Annotated in this window: 14 protein-coding genes; 11 read left to right on the forward strand and 3 right to left on the reverse strand. The window is 69.5% G+C overall.

Annotated features, from left to right (window positions below; all coding sequences use genetic code 11):
• The first annotated feature begins 6 nt into the window (after positions 1-6).
• Genes ACZ6ZD_RS03310 through ACZ6ZD_RS03355 form a run of 10 tightly spaced genes read left to right on the forward strand, consistent with a single transcriptional unit; the run spans position 7 to position 11,968 of the window.
• The gene (locus ACZ6ZD_RS03310) at positions 7-579 is read left to right on the forward strand and encodes a hypothetical protein (RefSeq protein ID WP_465667879.1); all 573 of its coding nucleotides are present in this window, start codon (positions 7-9) and stop codon (positions 577-579) included.
• Positions 576-1,898: an AAA family ATPase gene (locus ACZ6ZD_RS03315; RefSeq protein WP_465667881.1), complete on the forward strand. Its 1,323-nt coding sequence runs from the start codon at positions 576-578 to the stop codon at positions 1,896-1,898. The genes ACZ6ZD_RS03310 and ACZ6ZD_RS03315 overlap by 4 nt, the downstream gene beginning before the upstream one ends.
• Positions 1,895-3,205, forward strand: a complete 1,311-nt coding sequence (locus tag ACZ6ZD_RS03320; RefSeq protein ID WP_465667883.1) for a hypothetical protein — start codon at positions 1,895-1,897, stop codon at positions 3,203-3,205. Before ACZ6ZD_RS03315 ends, ACZ6ZD_RS03320 begins: the two co-directional genes overlap by 4 nt.
• Positions 3,202-4,155: a glutamate ABC transporter substrate-binding protein gene (locus ACZ6ZD_RS03325; RefSeq protein ID WP_465667885.1), complete on the forward strand. Its 954-nt coding sequence runs from the start codon at positions 3,202-3,204 to the stop codon at positions 4,153-4,155. The genes ACZ6ZD_RS03320 and ACZ6ZD_RS03325 overlap by 4 nt, the downstream gene beginning before the upstream one ends.
• Positions 4,152-5,270, forward strand: coding sequence for a hypothetical protein (locus ACZ6ZD_RS03330; protein ID WP_465667887.1), 1,119 nt, complete (start codon positions 4,152-4,154; stop codon positions 5,268-5,270). Before ACZ6ZD_RS03325 ends, ACZ6ZD_RS03330 begins: the two co-directional genes overlap by 4 nt.
• Positions 5,267-7,600, forward strand: a complete 2,334-nt coding sequence (locus ACZ6ZD_RS03335; RefSeq protein ID WP_465667889.1) for a serine/threonine-protein kinase — start codon at positions 5,267-5,269, stop codon at positions 7,598-7,600. Before ACZ6ZD_RS03330 ends, ACZ6ZD_RS03335 begins: the two co-directional genes overlap by 4 nt.
• The gene (locus ACZ6ZD_RS03340; RefSeq protein WP_465667891.1) at positions 7,597-8,655 is read left to right on the forward strand and encodes a protein phosphatase 2C domain-containing protein; all 1,059 of its coding nucleotides are present in this window, start codon (positions 7,597-7,599) and stop codon (positions 8,653-8,655) included. Before ACZ6ZD_RS03335 ends, ACZ6ZD_RS03340 begins: the two co-directional genes overlap by 4 nt.
• Positions 8,656-8,668: 13 nt before the next feature.
• On the forward strand, positions 8,669-9,946 hold the full coding sequence (locus ACZ6ZD_RS03345) for a vWA domain-containing protein (RefSeq protein ID WP_465667893.1): 1,278 nt from the start codon (positions 8,669-8,671) through the stop codon (positions 9,944-9,946).
• Entirely contained in the window at positions 9,943-10,647 is a 705-nt protein-coding gene (locus ACZ6ZD_RS03350) for an FHA domain-containing protein (RefSeq protein ID WP_465667895.1), read from the forward strand. The genes ACZ6ZD_RS03345 and ACZ6ZD_RS03350 overlap by 4 nt, the downstream gene beginning before the upstream one ends.
• A gap of 55 nt (positions 10,648-10,702) precedes the next feature.
• Positions 10,703-11,968 (forward strand): epoxide hydrolase family protein, encoded by a 1,266-nt coding sequence (locus ACZ6ZD_RS03355; protein ID WP_465667897.1) that lies wholly within the window; start codon positions 10,703-10,705, stop codon positions 11,966-11,968.
• Here ACZ6ZD_RS03355 and ACZ6ZD_RS03360 read toward each other — a convergent pair.
• Positions 11,939-12,385 (reverse strand): hypothetical protein, encoded by a 447-nt coding sequence (locus ACZ6ZD_RS03360; RefSeq protein ID WP_465667899.1) that lies wholly within the window; start codon positions 12,383-12,385, stop codon positions 11,939-11,941. The two genes, ACZ6ZD_RS03355 and ACZ6ZD_RS03360, sit on opposite strands and share 30 nt — an antisense overlap.
• A gap of 39 nt (positions 12,386-12,424) precedes the next feature.
• Positions 12,425-13,363, reverse strand: a complete 939-nt coding sequence (locus ACZ6ZD_RS03365) for a GNAT family N-acetyltransferase (RefSeq protein WP_465667901.1) — start codon at positions 13,361-13,363, stop codon at positions 12,425-12,427.
• Between the two features lie 215 nt (positions 13,364-13,578).
• On the opposite strand from ACZ6ZD_RS03365, the gene ACZ6ZD_RS03370 reads away from it, so the two are divergent.
• Positions 13,579-13,941 (forward strand): guanyl-specific ribonuclease, encoded by a 363-nt coding sequence (locus ACZ6ZD_RS03370; RefSeq protein WP_465667903.1) that lies wholly within the window; start codon positions 13,579-13,581, stop codon positions 13,939-13,941.
• Between the two features lie 59 nt (positions 13,942-14,000).
• Here the strand turns inward: ACZ6ZD_RS03370 and groL are convergent, their stop codons facing one another.
• Entirely contained in the window at positions 14,001-15,626 is a 1,626-nt protein-coding gene (gene groL, locus ACZ6ZD_RS03375; RefSeq protein WP_171674726.1) for a chaperonin GroEL, read from the reverse strand.
• Between the last annotated feature and the right edge of the window lie 155 nt (positions 15,627-15,781).

Raw genomic sequence — 15,781 nt, forward strand, 5'->3', positions numbered from 1 at the left:
TCACGTATGGCACTGGGGGACTTCTTCGCGCGGCTGACTGGTCGCAAGGAGGAGCCCCCGCCTGCCCCGGGGCCGCGGCCGCCGACGACGGATGACCTCCTGGAGGCGCTGGTCCGGGTCGAGCAGCTGGTCGCGGAGGGAGCCGTACCGGCTGTGGTGGCGTCGCGGGTGGGACGCGTCGTCCGGACGGTCCGGGAGACCATCCCCCGGCTGGGGAACCTGGCCGGCAGCGCACAGGCGTACTCCGTGATGGCGACGGCCACCGACTACCTGCCGGAGGCCATCGGCGGGTACCTGCGGCTGCCGCGCCAGTGGGCCGACACCCGGCCGGTGGACCGCGGCAAGACCTCACTGATGATCCTGATCGACCAGCTGGACCTGCTGGGCTCGACGATGGACAAGGTGTTCGACGCGGTCAACCGGGCGGACGCCGCGGCGCTGATCGCGCATGGCCGGTTCCTGCAAGAGAAGTTCGGTACGCCGTCCACTGGCGGATCCTTGGCCCTCGGTCCGACGCCGTCGACACCACCACCGGACACCGGACCACTCCAACCACCACCAGGACGAGGAGCGTCATGAGCGCCAAGGGGGGACTCGACGAGACGCTGAGCGCGCTGGTGGCCGTAGCCACCCGCGCCGGTGTCGCGGCCGACCGTGCGCGAGCGGAGGCGTTGTCGCTGGCTGCCGCGCTGGCGGAGTCCGCACCGGGCGCACCGGCCGATTGGGCCAAGGTGAGCCCCGGTGCGACCACACAGGACTTCTTCGACGCCGCCGTCCGCGGACGCCGCTGGCGGGGTGCGCCAACCGCCGTACTGACCGAGCTGGTCACGGCTGGCTCACCAGAGAAGGTTGCGTACGCCGAAGCGCTCGCGGAGGTCGCCTCTGCCGCATGCATGCTCGGCGAGCCGACCATGCGAGTAGTAGGCAACGCGTCGGTCGCGGCAGCTGCACAGCTGCAGGCGGCGGGCGCACGTCCGGTGCAGGTCGGCGGGCCGGCACCGGTTGCGACCGCACCGGCGGTTGAGACCGAACCAGAACCGGCGGCAGTAGAAGAGTCGGCCAAGACTGTTGAAGAGCTACTGGCTGAGCTGGATGCGCTGACCGGGTTGGGGACGGTCAAGCGCGAGGTGCATCGGCAGGTTGCGGTGCTGCGGGTGGAGAAGCTGCGGACCGAGGCTGGGCTGAAGAGTCCAACCATTACGCGGCATCTGGTGTTCGTGGGGAACCCGGGGACCGGCAAGACCACGGTGGCGCGGCTGGTCAGTGGGATCTACAAGGCGCTCGGGCTGCTGTCGAAGGGGCAGCTGGTCGAGGTGGACCGGTCGGAGCTGGTGGCCGGGTACCTCGGGCAGACCGCGACGAAGACCGCCGAGGTGGTCGCGTCGGCGGCCGGAGGCGTGCTGTTCATCGACGAGGCGTACAGCCTGACCGCAGGTGACCTCGGCGCCGACCAGTACGGGCGTGAGGCCGTGGACACGCTGGTCAAGGAGATGGAGGACCGACGGGACGACCTGGTCGTCATCGTCGCCGGCTACCCCGAGCCGATGGAGACGTTCATCGCGGCAAACCCTGGGCTGGCCAGCCGGTTCCGGACCACGATCGGGTTCGACGACTACACCGACGACGAGCTCACCGCCATCCTCACCGGCCTGGCCGACGGCGCGGACTACGAGCTGGTGCCCGACGCGCTGGAGCGGTTCCAGGAGATCCTCGCCGCGACCCCGCGAGGCCGCTCGTTCGGCAACGGCCGGTTCGCCCGCAACGTGCTGGAGGCCGCGATCGGCCGGCACGCCTGGCGGCTTCGCGACGTGACGGCACCCACCACGGACGAGCTGCGTCAGATCCTCGCGTCCGACCTGAGCGACGAACCAACTGAGCCTGAAGGAGAAGAGTCGTGACCCAGACTCAGAGTGCGCCGCCGACCGTCAGCTGGTCGCCACCACCGCCTCAGCAGGCGCCGCAACAGGCACCGAAGCAGCGCGGCATCACCGGCACCTGGTTCGACGGTACGCCGGGCCGGATGCGGGCGTTCCTGATCGCAGCAGCGGCCATCAGCGTGCTGTTCGGCCTCGCGGCCGCGCAGGGGTTCCAGCAGTCCGAGGGGGCCCTGCAGCGCGCCGATGCGAACGCAGCTCAGCTGGTGCGGATCCAGGCCATCCACACCAACCTGGTCAGCGCGAACGCCGACGCCACCAACGCCTTCCTCGTCGGCGGCCTGGAACCGCCGGCGCAGCGCCAGCACTTCGTCGACTCGATGGCATCTGCCGCCCGCCTCGTCGCGGACGCCGCCTCCGCCCAGCCGGCCGACCGCGAGGTCCTGGGCCAGCTCAACACCACTCTGGTCACCTACCAGGGGTTGATCGAGCAGGCCCGCGCCAACAACCGCCAGGGCCTCCCGATCGGCTCGCAGTACCTCCGCGACGCGAACGCCGTCCTCCAGAACGACTCTCTGCCGCTGGTGAAGGCTCTCGTCACCGCCAACGAGAAGCGCGTCGACACCGAGTTCAAAGGCGCCGACAACGGCGTCTTCTGGGTCTTCATCGCCGGCCTCCTCGCCGCCACGGTCCTCCTCACCACCCTCCGCTGGCTGGCCGGCCGCACCCACCGCTACCTCAACCTGCCGATCCTGGTCGGCGCCATCGTCATAACCCTCACCACCCTCATCGGCGGCTTCGCCCTGCTGTCCGCCTCGACCCAAGCCGAAGACACCCGCACCGGCGACTACGACACCACCCTCGCCGTCTCCCGCGCCCGCATCGCGGCCTACGACGCCCGCTCCAACGAAAGCCTCACGCTCATCGCCCGCGGCTCAGGCGACGCGTTCGACAAGGCCTACAACGCTTCTGCGCTGGTCGTCGACGACCAGCTCCGCAAGGCCAACAGCGCCGGGACGCTACAGGCGGACTGGGCGGCGTACCAGCAGGTCCACAAGTCGATCCGCGACCAGGACAAGGATGGACAGTGGGACAGCGCGGTCGCCAGCGCCGTCGGCGCGGCCAAGGAGCCCAACTCGGTCTCGACGTTCAGCGCCTTCGACAAGGCCTCGGCCGAGCAACTGAAGCTCAGCAGCGAGTCCGTCACCGCCAACCTGCGCAGTGCGCGCGACGGGCTGCCGCCGATCGGTCTGCTCGGGCTGCCGATCGGCATCGTGGTCGCGCTGCTGGTCGCCTGGGGAATCTCGCAGCGTCTGGGGGAATACCGATGAAGAAGCTGATCGCCGTCTCCGTCACGGCCCTGCTCACACTCACCGCCTGCAGCTCCGGCTCCTACACCGCCACCGAGCTCCCGGCCAAGCCGAAAGCGGAACAGCCGGCCGCGCCGGTCGCACCCGTCCCGTGCGACGAGCAGGGTGAGCTGGCGTCCTACGCGCCGGATGCCGCGAACATCCCCGAGGACGGCAAACTGGCTGCCATCAGGAGGAACAAGCGTCTGGTTGCGGGCGTGTCCGCCGACAGCCTGCACCTGGGCGCGCGGAACCCGATCACCGGCCAGATCGAGGGTTTCGACATCGACATGGTCAAGGCGGTCGCAAAGGCCATTTTCGGTAAGTGGGAAGGGCACCTGGAGTTGCGGGTGATCTCCAGCCCGCAGCGGATCCCATCGCTGATCGACAACTCTGTCGACATCGTGTCGCGCAACATGACGATCAACTGCACACGGTGGAAGCAGATCGCGTTCTCCGCCGAGTACTACCGGTCCGGCCAGAAGACGCTGGTACCTCTGGACTCCACAGCGAAGTCACTGGCTGATCTGAGTGGCAGAACGATCTGTGCGCCGGCAGGGTCGACGAGCCTGGACAACCTGAAGAAGGAGAACCCGAAGATCGTCCCGGTCACCGCGGACACCGACACCGGCTGTCTGGTGTTGTTCCAGTCCGGCAAGGCCTACGGCATCAGTGGCGACGACACTGTGCTCGCGGGTGACGCCGCACAGGACCCGTACGCCAAGGTGCTCGACGAGCGGATCAGCAATGAGCCGTACGGGCTGGGCATCTCCCGGGCGAACCCGAAGTTCGTCCAGTTCGTCAACCAGGTCCTGGAGGACATGAAGGCGAACGGCGAGTGGATGGCGTCGTACAACAAGTGGCTCGCTCCGGACCTCGGTCCGCTGAGCAGCCCGCCGGCGCCGCTCTACGGACGGCCGTTCAGCCGATGACGACTGCGACCGTGGCGGCGCCTGCGCCGCCGGGGCGGATGGGTAGTAGCGTCCCGGCGGCGGAGTTGTTGCCGTTTCTGGATGCGCTTGGGCGGTGGCGGGATCGGCGGAAGGCCGAGTTGGACGAGCTGGACCAGGCTGCGCTGCATGCGGACGACGCCGATGCGTTGAGTGCGGATGTGGTGCTCAGCATGGCGGTGTGGAAGGCCGTGTCGGATCGGTACGAGCTGATTCTCGTGACGTGGGACTCGGGGCGGGTCGGGGTCAAGGAGACCGAGCGGATCTCGACGCTGATCTGGGGTGGGCTGGACACCGGCGGCGCGGGCGGCTCGCTCGCCGTTTCGTTGCCTGAGGCATGCAAGTTGTCGGATGCGCTGGCGGCGAGTCTGCGGGCCAAGCTGGCGTTGGAGCCGGGGGACGCCGATCTCGCGGCGCGGCTGCGGCAGTTGCGCGCGCAGGTCGAGCGGATCGGTGATCTGGCCAAGCAGGAGCCTGCCGCCGTCCGGAACGCAGCTCTCGCGCAGCACCACGATCTGGACCGGCGGCTGACCGACCTGGTCGACCGCAACAAGCGCGGTGCGGACGTCGGTGGTCTGATCGGCCCGTTCGAGATCGACGCAGCGCGCTCGGAGCGCGATCTGATCGTCGGTGCGGCCACTCGACAGGAGCGTGCGGCCGATGTGGCCCGTGCGCGCTCGCTGCGTGGTGATCTGGAGGCGCAGGGCACCGCAGTGCGGGCCTTGGCGAGCAAGGCGGTCGCTGCGGTCGCACCGGCCCCGCGCCTCGCCGTACCGGATGTGACAGCGCTCGGGCCGGTGCCGAACACCCCAGCCGAGCTGGAGAAGTACCTGACCCGACTGGACGCCGTACGACGGGCGCTCGGTCAGGCGCAGGCGGCGTACGGCGCAGCCCTGCAGCGGCGGGACGAGCTCAGCGCGCTGCTGGACGCGTATCAGGTGAAGGCGGCCAAAGTGGCGCCGAACAACGAAGACCTTGCCGAGGTGTACCGGCGTGGCCGTGCGGTGATCGAGTCGGAGCCGGTGGACACCATCCGGCTCGCGGCGCTCGTCGCGGCGTACCAGGCCTATCTGGAGAGCACAGGAGGGACCAGATGACCACCATCGCCTGCACGCAGCCCGGCTGCACCGGCAGCATCGAGGACGGCTACTGCAACGTCTGCGGATCGCCCGCGGCCGCAGCGGCGTCCGCACCTGTTTCCGGAGGCTGCACGCAACCAGGCTGCACCGGTAGCTACGTCGACGGGTACTGCGACGTCTGCGGCTCCCCCGCCGGCGCAGCCGCCGCTGCCGACGAGCCGGATCCGATCAGCTCGCCGTCCACCGTCTCTCGGGCGTCGAACCGCCTGGCGTCCACACCTCTCGGTTCCGCGCGCGCTGCGCAGGCAGGCTCCAAGCTGACCCGCCGTCTGGGGACGTCGTCCACCCGGCTGCGCGGAGCGCGCCTCGGCGCCGGGCTGACGCACGTGCCGACGATTCCGGCGATTGACGCCAGCAAAGCGATCCTGACCAACCCGATGGTCCCGGAGGACCGCCGGAACTGCCCCAGCTGCGGCAACCCGGTCGGGCGCTCGCGTGGCGACCAGCAGGGCCGCAGTGAGGGCTTCTGCCCGAAGTGCCGCAACCCCTTCTCCTTCTCGCCGAAGCTGAAGGACGGCGACCTGGTCGGCGGGCAGTACCTGGTCAAGGGCTGTCTGGCGCACGGCGGCTTCGGCTGGATCTACATGGCCCAGGACCAGAACGTCTCCGACCGCTGGGTCGTCCTGAAGGGCCTGCTGAACTCCGAGGACCCGGACGCCGTCGCGGCCGCGATCGCCGAGCAGCAGTTCCTGGCCCGGGTCGAGCACCCGCTGATCGTCGAGATCTACAACTTCGTCACCCACGACGGCGCCGGTTACATCGTGATGGAGTACGTCGGCGGCACGTCGCTGAAGACGCTGCTCAAACAGCGCATGGCCGCCAACAACGGCCAGTACGACGCGCTGCCGATCGACCAGGCAATCGCGTACCTGCTGGAGATCCTGCCGGCGTTCTCGTACTTGCACGACCTCGGCCTGGTCTACTGCGACTTCAAGCCGGACAACATCATCCAGGTCGGCGACGCGGTCAAACTGATCGACCTCGGCGGCGTCCGGCGGATCGACGACCTGGATTCGGCCATCTACGGAACGGTCGGTTTCCAGGCGCCAGAGGTGGCTGAGGTCGGTCCGTCGATCGCCTCCGACATCTACACGCTCGGCCGGACGCTGTGCGTGCTGGCGATGGAGTTCCGCGGCTACCAGTCCCGCTACGTCACCTCGCTGCCTCCGGTCGGCGAAGTACCGCTGTTCCAGAAGTACGACTCGGTCTACCGGCTGCTGGCCAAGGCCTGCGCCAAGGACCCGGCTGACCGGTTCCAGACCGCTGACGAGTTCCGTGTGCAGCTGCTCGGCGTCCTGCGGGAGGTCGTCGCCGACAGGCAGGGCGTGCAGGCCGCGCAGCACTCGGCGTCGTCGCTGCTGTTCGGTACGCCGGGCGACCGGTCCGGTGGTCTGGGCGACGAGGCGGCGCCGTGGCAGCGGCTGCCGTCGCTGATCGCGGATGACAGCGACAAGATGGCCGGCTGGCTGAAGACGGTCAGCGTGCCGGACCCGGCGAAGCGGCTCGAGCTACTGGTCGATGCACCCGAGTCGTCGGCGCAGATCCTGCTGGAGATCGCCGGCGCCGCGCTGGAGGCCGGGCCGGACCGCTACGGCATGGTCGACACCGCGGTGTCCGATCTGCTCGCTGCGGACCCGTGGGAGTGGCGAGCGGTCTGGATGGCCGGTCTGGTCGCTCTGGCCCGTGGCGACGCGCCCGGGGCGCAGTCCGCTTTCAATGCGGTTTACGGGCAGGTCCCAGGTGAGCTGGCGCCGAAGCTGGCGCTGGCGATCGCCTGTGAGCTCAGCGGCGAGTTCGACGTTGCCGAGGGCCTCTATCAGACCTGTGCACGCACAGATGCCAACTACATCGCGCCGTCGGCCTTCGGGCTGGCAGCGATCCGGACCAAGCGCGACAACCTGGACGGCGCGCTCGCAGCGCTCGATCTGGTGCCGCCGACGAGCGGCGCGTACGTCCGGGCTCGTCGCCAGCGGGCCGGTCTGCTGGCAGGATCGGGGCGTGGCCTGGACGCACTCGCCCAGGCGATGGCCAGCATCGACTCGCTGACCATCGACCCGGTCGACCGGGCCACCCTGACCGCGGATGTGTTCCGGAACGCGCTGGACCAGGTCCTGCAGTCCGGGCCGCAGGCGGGGTTGCGGATCGACGGCCGGGAGGCCACCGAGCCCGCTCTGCGGGACGGGCTCGAGGCCACCTACCGGCAACTGGCAGCTGCTGCCCAGAGCCGGCCGGAGCGTATCGCCCTGGTCGATCTGGCAAACGATGTTCGAGGATGGACGATTCGATGACGAGTACGACCCCTACGGTCTGCCCCAACTGTGGCGGCGCGGTGGCTGACGCCGACCGCTACTGCGAGGCGTGCGGCACGGAGCTCAACCCGGCGGCGGCCAGTGCCGCCTCGCCGAACTCTCCGGCGCTGGACACCGACACCGAGCCGACCATCGAGATCAACACCGCCCCTCCGGTCGGTCCGTGTGTGTCCTGCGGCGGCGCCATCGGCGCCGACGGGTACTGCGAGACCTGCGGTGCGAAGGCAGCCAAGGTTCGCGACCACTTCAGTGAGCAGCCGTCGCCGTGGGTGGCCGGCGTCTGTGACCGCGGCATCCGCCACGCCCGGAACGAGGATGCGCTGGCGATCGCTGCGGACGCCGAGCCGGGCAGTCGGGCGCTTCTGGTCGTCTGCGACGGCGTCAGCTCGTCTCTGGACTCGGACGTCGCTTCGCTGGCCGCAGCGCGCGCCGCACGCGACGTACTGACCGCAGGGCACGCGCAGGGCATCGGCACCGAGTCCTCGCGGGCCAGCGCGATCGTGGCCCGGCTGAAGGCGGCTGCTGATGCTGCGAGTGATGCGGTGCTGGAGAACACCAGCCCGGACAGCCCGAACCCGGCGTCTTGTACGTTCGTCGCCGCCGTCCTGGAGAACGGCCTGCTCGTTGCGGGCAACGTCGGCGACAGCCGTGCGTACTGGTTCCCGGACAACTCCACACCGGTCGCGCTGACCGTGGACGACTCGTGGGCCGCTGAGCTGATCGCGACCGGCATCCCGCGGGAGCAGGCGGAGTCCGGCCCGCACGCACATGCGATCACCCGCTGGCTCGGCAAGGACGCACCGGACCACACCCCGCGGACGACGACGGTCAAGGTGGCCGAGCCGGGCTGGCTGCTCGTCTGCTCGGACGGCCTCTGGAATTACTGCTCCGAGGCGGCACCGCTGGCCGACCTCGTCCGTCAGACCGCTGCGGCCGCGGGCGGCGAGCCACTCGCCACTGCCGCCGCTCTGGTCGACTGGGCCAACGCCCAGGGCGGCCAGGACAACATCACCGTCGCGCTCGCGCGGATCTAGGGGAGGATTCAGAATGGCAAACTTCACCGCCGCCGTGTACCAGAACGAGTTCCTGCCGGACGGCGGGACCGACGTACACGCGATCGTCACGGTGAACTGCACGGGCGCCGGCGCGGCCGGACAGAGCGGTAGCGGCGACGCGGGCGAGATCATCATCGTCGACACCTCCGGCTCGATGGGCAAGGACGGCGTCCAGGCCGCGGCGTACGCCGCCCAGACGGCGCTCGACCAGATCCTCGACGGGGTCTGGTTCGCGGTGATCTCCGGGAACGACCGCGCCCAGCTGGCGTTCCCGCCGTCCGCCGAGCCGGTGATGGTGAAGATGGACCCCTACACCCGGCAGGCCGCCAAGGACGCCGTCGCCCGGTTCTACGCCGACGGCGGGACGGCCATGGGCACCTGGCTGCGGCTGGCGGGCCGCGTCTTCGCCACCGTCCCCACGCTGTCGCAGAAGCACGCCATCCTGCTGACCGACGGCGAGAACCAGCACGAGACGCCGGAGGCGCTGACCCAGGCCATCCAGGCGGTCACCGGCCAGTTCCAGTGCGACACCCGCGGCGTCGGCGTGGCCTGGCAGGTCGACGAGGTACGCCGAATCGCGCAGGCTCTGCTCGGTACGGTCGACATCATCCCCGCGCCGCACCAGCTCGCCGACGAGTTCGCCAAGCTGATCCAGAACGCGATGGGCCGCGGCGTCGCCCAAGCCGACCTCCGGGTCTGGGCGCCGCAGGGCGCCGAGGTTCTGTTCGTCCGCCAGGTCGCACCGACCGTCGAGGACCTCACCTCCCGTCGTACTGCGGTGAACGCACTGACCGGCTCCTACCCGACCGGCTCCTGGGGCGACGAGTCCCGCGACTACCACGTGGCGATCCGGCTGGCTGCGAAGGGCATCGGGCAGGAGCAGCTCGCGGCACGCGTCCAGCTCGCGCTCGGCGACCAGGTGGTCGCCAGCGAGTTGGTGAAGGCGCTCTGGTCGAACGACGAGGCGCTGACCACGCGCATCAGCCCTGAGGTCGCGCACTACACCGGTCAGACCGAGCTGGCCGAGGCGATCCAGGAGGGCCTGGCGGCCAAGGCTGCCGGCGACACCGCCACTGCGACCACCAAGCTCGGCCGTGCGGTCCAGCTGGCCGCGCAGACCGGTAACGAGGAGGCCACCAGCCGGCTCCGCAAGGTCGTCGACATCGACGACCAGGACACCGGTACGGTCCGACTGAAACGGACCGTGGAGAAGGCGGACGAGATGGCCCTCGACACGGCCTCCACCAAGACCACCCGGATCAAGAAATGAGCACAGTCAACTGTCCGAGCGGACACCCGTCCGCCTCGACCGACTACTGCGATGTCTGTGGGCTGCCGATCGGCGCTGCAGCCACGCCGTCCGCTGCAGAGGCTCCAGCCCCCGCACCGGCGCCGGCCGGGCAGACCTGTCCGAACTGCTCGGACAACGCGGCGCTGGACGCACTCTTCTGTGAGAACTGCGGCTACGACTTCACCACCGGCACCATGCCTCGTGCGGCGTCGTCGCTCGACCTGGCCGCGCCCCCGCCGGTTCCGCACGCGCCGTCCGCCGTAGTGGCCGAGTGGGTCGTCGAACGCTGGGTCGACCCCGACTGGTACGCCGTACAGCAGAGTGACGACCCGTGCCCGTCGCCAGGTCTGCCGGTGGTCATTCCGATCAGCGAGAAGAGCGTCCTGGTCGGACGGCCGTCCCGCGCCCGCGGAATCACACCCGAGATCGACTGCGGCGACGACACCGGCGTCAGCCGCCGCCAGGCCCAGCTCACCACCGACGGCCAGCGCTGGTGGGTCGAGGACCTGCAGTCCTCCAACGGCACGTACGTCGCGCCCGCGGCCGGTCCGCTGCCCGAGATCCCGATCCCACCCGGTCAGCGCCAGGAGCTGGACGCCGACGACCGCGTCTACGTCGGCGCGTGGACCCGGCTCGTCCTGCGCCGGGCCACCCCGGAAGAAAAAGCCGGCCAAGCCTGAAGTCGTTGTTGATTGCGGAAGAAAGTCTTCCGCAATCACTTCTACAGTCAGGGACATGACGACGAACACGGACATCCGGCCCTTCACCATCGAGATCCCGCAGCACGAGGTCGACGACCTGAACCTGCGGCTGCGGTCGGCCCGCTGGCCCGCCACGCCCGCGGTCGACGACTGGAGCCGCGGCGTCCCGGTCGGCTACCTGAAGGAGCTGGCGGCGTACTGGGCCGACGGGTACGACTGGCGCGCGGCCGAGGCCGAGCTGAACGCGATCCCGCAGTTCACCACCGAGATCAACGGACAGCGGATCCACTTCTTCCACCAGCAGTCGGCCGAGCCGAACGCCCTGCCGCTGATCCTGACGCACGGCTGGCCGGGCTCGCCGGTCGAGTTCCAGGCGCTGATCGGGCGGCTGACCGACCCAGTCGCGCACGGCGGCGACGCGGCCGACGCGTTCCACGTCGTCGTCCCGTCACTGCCCGGGTACGGCTTCTCGACGCCGCTCGGCCCGGCCGGCTTCAACCTGTTCGGAGTCGCGCAGATGTGGGCCGAGCTGATGAGCCGGCTCGGCTACGAGCGGTACGCGGCGCACGGCACGGACGCCGGGTCCGGCGTGACCGGCATGCTGACGATGATCGACGCGGCACATGTGGTCGGCGCGCACCTGGCCGGCGTCACGGCGTCCGCGCCGTTCGCTGGGCCGGTGTCGACCGATGGCCTGTCGGAGTCCGACACCAAGCGGGCTGAGACCTTCAACCAGTACCTGGAGGACGGGCTCGGCTACCTGGTGTCGCAGTCGACCCGGCCGCAGACTGTGGCCTACGGGCTGAACGACTCGCCGATCGCACAGCTGGCCTGGATCGTGGAGAAGTTCGCCGAGTGGACCGACCCGGACAAGAAGCTGCCGGAAGAGGCTGTGGACCGCGACCAGCTGCTGACCAACGTGAGCCTCTACTGGTTCACCGAGTCCGGCGCCTCGTCCGCGCACGCGCTCTACGAGGGCATGCAGGCCTGGAAGGCCATGCTGGCCCAGCAGAGCGGTGGAGGCGACTGGGGCTCGGACGACGGCGCCGAGAGCAGTGAGTGGGGTGGCGACGACAGCAGTGGTGACAGTGGCGACGGCGGTGCGGCTTGGGGGCAGTTCACTCCGCCGCCGACCGGCGTGGCCGTCTTCGGCGCCGAGACTGCGATCAAGAGCCTGGTCGACCCGGCCGGTGCGATGTCGCACTGGGTCGAGTACGAGCAGGGCGGCCACTTCGCCGCAATGGAGGTCCCGGACCTGCTGACCGCCGACCTACGCGCGTTCTTCCAGCCACTGCGCTGACGGCCTGAAGCAGTACCACTCGACCAGGGCGGTCCCGAGCACCACCGGGACCGCCCAGCTCCATGGCTGGTCCGGGAGCGTGGTGATCAGGATGCCGGTCCACAGTGCGATCCAGCTGCCGCCGTACCCGCGCAGTACGCCGCGGTACCAGAGGCCACCGGGCGCCTCGGCCGCACGCTGCCCGAAGTACACGAAGAGGTACGCCGCCAGCGCTATCGGCCAGAAGAACCACAGGCGCCGCCAGTCGTACGGGACCATCACCAGAGCGCTCAGACAGGTCAGCGCGAGGACCCAGTGGTAGGTCTCGCCTACCCAGTTCAGACGCCGCCGCCGTAGTGTCGCCGTGATGGCCGGGAGCCCCAGCAGTACTGCCAGGGCCCCCGCCACGACGTGCACGATCAGTGCGATATCTCGCACCGGAAACTCCCTGACATGTCAGGGGACTATAGGACCCGGCTACGCCTGCGGGAAGGACAGAACGCGGCGAACGGCGAAGTTTCGGTAGCCGCCGCGCTCGAACGCCTTCGCCATCGGCACGTTGCCGAAGTCGGTGTCGGCCCGGACCTTGACCGCGCCGGTCCCGGCCAGCAGGTGGGTGATCTCGGCCAGGATGTCGTCGATGTACCCGTTGCCGCGATGCTCGGGCAGGACGCCGAGGTACCCGACGACCGGACCGCCGTTGTTCGCCGACGGGATCGCGAAGCCGATCTCCTGCCCCGCGGCGTCGTACGCGAACCGCCACCAGTCGCGGTCACCCTCGAGGTGGGTCTCGTAGAGCTCGACCTCCTCACGGGCGGCTCCCTCGACGCCGAGGCGGGCGATGTCGCGCGCGGTCGCGGCGTCCAGGCTGCCTTCGCTGATCCGCATGAACATCTTCACGAAGGCCTCGTTGTCGGCCGGCTCGAACCGGAGCCGGGTCGACCGCGACGGCAGGCCGTACTCCGCCAGCCACTCGTACCGCAGCCGGTCGGTGACCTCGATCAGACCGGCTGCACCGGCGGCCAGCATCCGCGCCTTGACCGCGCCCGCGATCGCCGGATCGGACTGCCAGTCGGCGTCCAGGAAGATGTGGAACTCCGGCTGCTCGGCGTCGGCCGGCCGGTTCGCGAGGACGTGCTGCATCAAGGCGCTCCACGCTGGGACCGGGTCGCCGTCGCCGGCGAAGTACAGGCCGTCGACGCTGAACGGCTGGTCGTCCTCGCGGCCGCCCCACCAGATGGCCAGGGCCTGGATGACGCCGTTCTCCTCGACGACCCAGGACCACTCGTGCCGGTAGTAGCCGGACACGATGTACTCGTCGTAGCGCTCAGGCGTGACGGTGTTGATCGACTGCTGCTGCTTGATCAGCGCGCGAATGATGCCGAGATCGGACTCGGCGGTGTTGCGGATGTTCACAGTTCCTCCAACAGGAGGCGCGCCGCTCCGCTCAGTGCGAGCTGTGGTCGCGGGCAGGTCGCGCCGGAATACCTGACAGGTCGCTCATCGGTCGCTCCTTCCGCTGGGGGCATCTTCTCGCCGGGCCAGACTCTAGGACCCGAGGAGGTCATAGTCCAACTGTTATTCACACCTGGGATGTACCGCGGTCGTTTGCACTGGGCAACCTCCCGGCCATGAGAACCCTCGTCGCCGCCCTGGCCCTGGCCGCCACCACGACCCTCACCGCCCCCGCGTACGCCGCACTCCCCACCTGCGCGCTCAGCTCACTGCCGTCCCAAGCCTCCGACACTCTCCGGCTGATCCACTCCGGCGGGCCGTTCCCCTACCGCCAGGACGGCACCGTCCTCCAGAACCGCGAGGCGCTCCTCCCCCAGCAGTCCGCCGGCTACTACCACGAGTACACCGTCAAGACGCCGGGCTCACCCGACCGAGGCGCGCGCCGGCTGGTCGGCGGCGGCGCCAAGACCACGCCCGCGCACGTCTACTACACCGCCGACCACTACGCGTCATTCTGCGAGGTCGACGAGAGCCGCTGACAGCAAACGGCCCCGGGGCGAACCCCGGGGCCGTTCGTTCGTGCTGTCGGACTACTGGATCAGAAGTCCATGCCGCCCATGTCGGGCGCGCCGCCCGGAGCGGCCGCGGCCTTCTCCGGCTTGTCGGCGATGACGGCCTCGGTGGTGAGGAACAGGGCCGCGATCGAGGCTGCGTTCTGCAGCGCCGAGCGGGTCACCTTGGCCGGGTCGATGATGCCGGTGGCGATCAGGTCGACGTACTCGCCGGTCGCGGCGTTCAGGCCGTGACCCGGCTCGAGGTTGCGAACCTTCTCGACCACGACGCCGCCCTCGAGGCCGGCGTTCACGGAGATCTGCTTCAGCGGGGCCTCGACGGCCTGCCGAACGATCGCCGCGCCGGTGGCCTCGTCACCCTCGAGCTCCAGCTTCTCGAAGGCCTTGACCGACGCCTGCAGCAGCGCGACGCCGCCGCCGGCGACGATGCCCTCCTCGACGGCCGCCTTCGCGTTGCGAACGGCGTCCTCGATGCGGTGCTTGCGCTCCTTCAGCTCGACCTCGGTGGCCGCGCCGACCTTGATCACCGCAACACCGCCGGCCAGCTTGGCCAGGCGCTCCTGCAGCTTCTCGCGGTCGTAGTCGGAGTCCGACTTCTCGATCTCGGCGCGGATCTGGTTGACCCGGCCGGCGATCTGGTCCGCGTCGCCCTCGCCCTCGACGATGGTCGTCTCGTCCTTGGTGACGACGATCTTGCGGGCCTGGCCGAGCAGCTCCAGGTCGACGGTGTCGAGCTTGAGACCGACCTCCTCGGAGATGACCTCACCGCCCGTCAGCACCGCGATGTCGACCAGCATGGCCTTGCGGCGGTCACCGAAGCCCGGCGCCTTGACGGCGACGGCCTTGAAGGTGCCCTTGATCTTGTTGACGACCAGGGTCGCCAGCGCCTCGCCCTCGATGTCCTCGGCGATGATGGCCAGCGGCTTACCGGTCTGCATGACCTTCTCCAGCACCGGGACCAGGTCCTTGATGCTCGAGATCTTGCTGTTCACGATCAGGATGTACGGGTCGTCGAGGACCGCTTCCATCCGCTCGGTGTCGGTCACGAAGTAGGGCGAGATGTAGCCCTTGTCGAAGCGCATACCCTCGGTGAGCTCGAGCTCGAGGCCGAAGGTGTTGCTCTCCTCGACGGTGATGACGCCTTCCTTGCCGACCTTGTCCATCGCCTCGGCGATGATCGAGCCGACCTGGGTGTCGGCGGCCGAGATGGACGCCGTCGCCGCGATCTGCTCACGGGTCTCGACCGGCTTGGCCAGCGCGAGCAGCTGCTCGCTGATGGCCTCGGTCGCCTTCTCGATGCCCTTCTTCAGGCCCATCGGGTTGGCGCCGGCCGCGACGTTGCGCAGACCCTCGCGCACGAGCGCCTGGGCCAGCACGGTCGCGGTGGTGGTGCCGTCACCCGCGACGTCGTCGGTCTTCTTCGCAACTTCCTTGACGAGCTCGGCCCCGATCTTCTCGTACGGGTCCTCGAGCTCGATCTCCTTGGCGATGGAGACACCGTCGTTGGTGATCGTGGGGGCGCCCCACTTCTTCTCCAGGACGACGTTGCGGCCCTTCGGGCCGAGCGTCACCTTCACGGCGTCGGCGAGGGTGTTCATTCCCCGCTCGAGGCCACGGCGCGCCTCTTCATTGAAAGAAATCAGCTTGGGCATTCTCCGCGAGTCCTCCCGCGTCGAGTCTTTGGTGGTTCAGCCGGCCGGATGCCCGCGACGGACGGCGCCGGAGTCGTGGCGCTCATGTCCCGCCCCGCTCCCGGCACCTCATCGGGCCGTCTTCGTACACACCCCGCAGGCGCGAGTCTTGTCAC

This window comes from Kribbella sp. NPDC104218, from assembly GCF_055584105.1.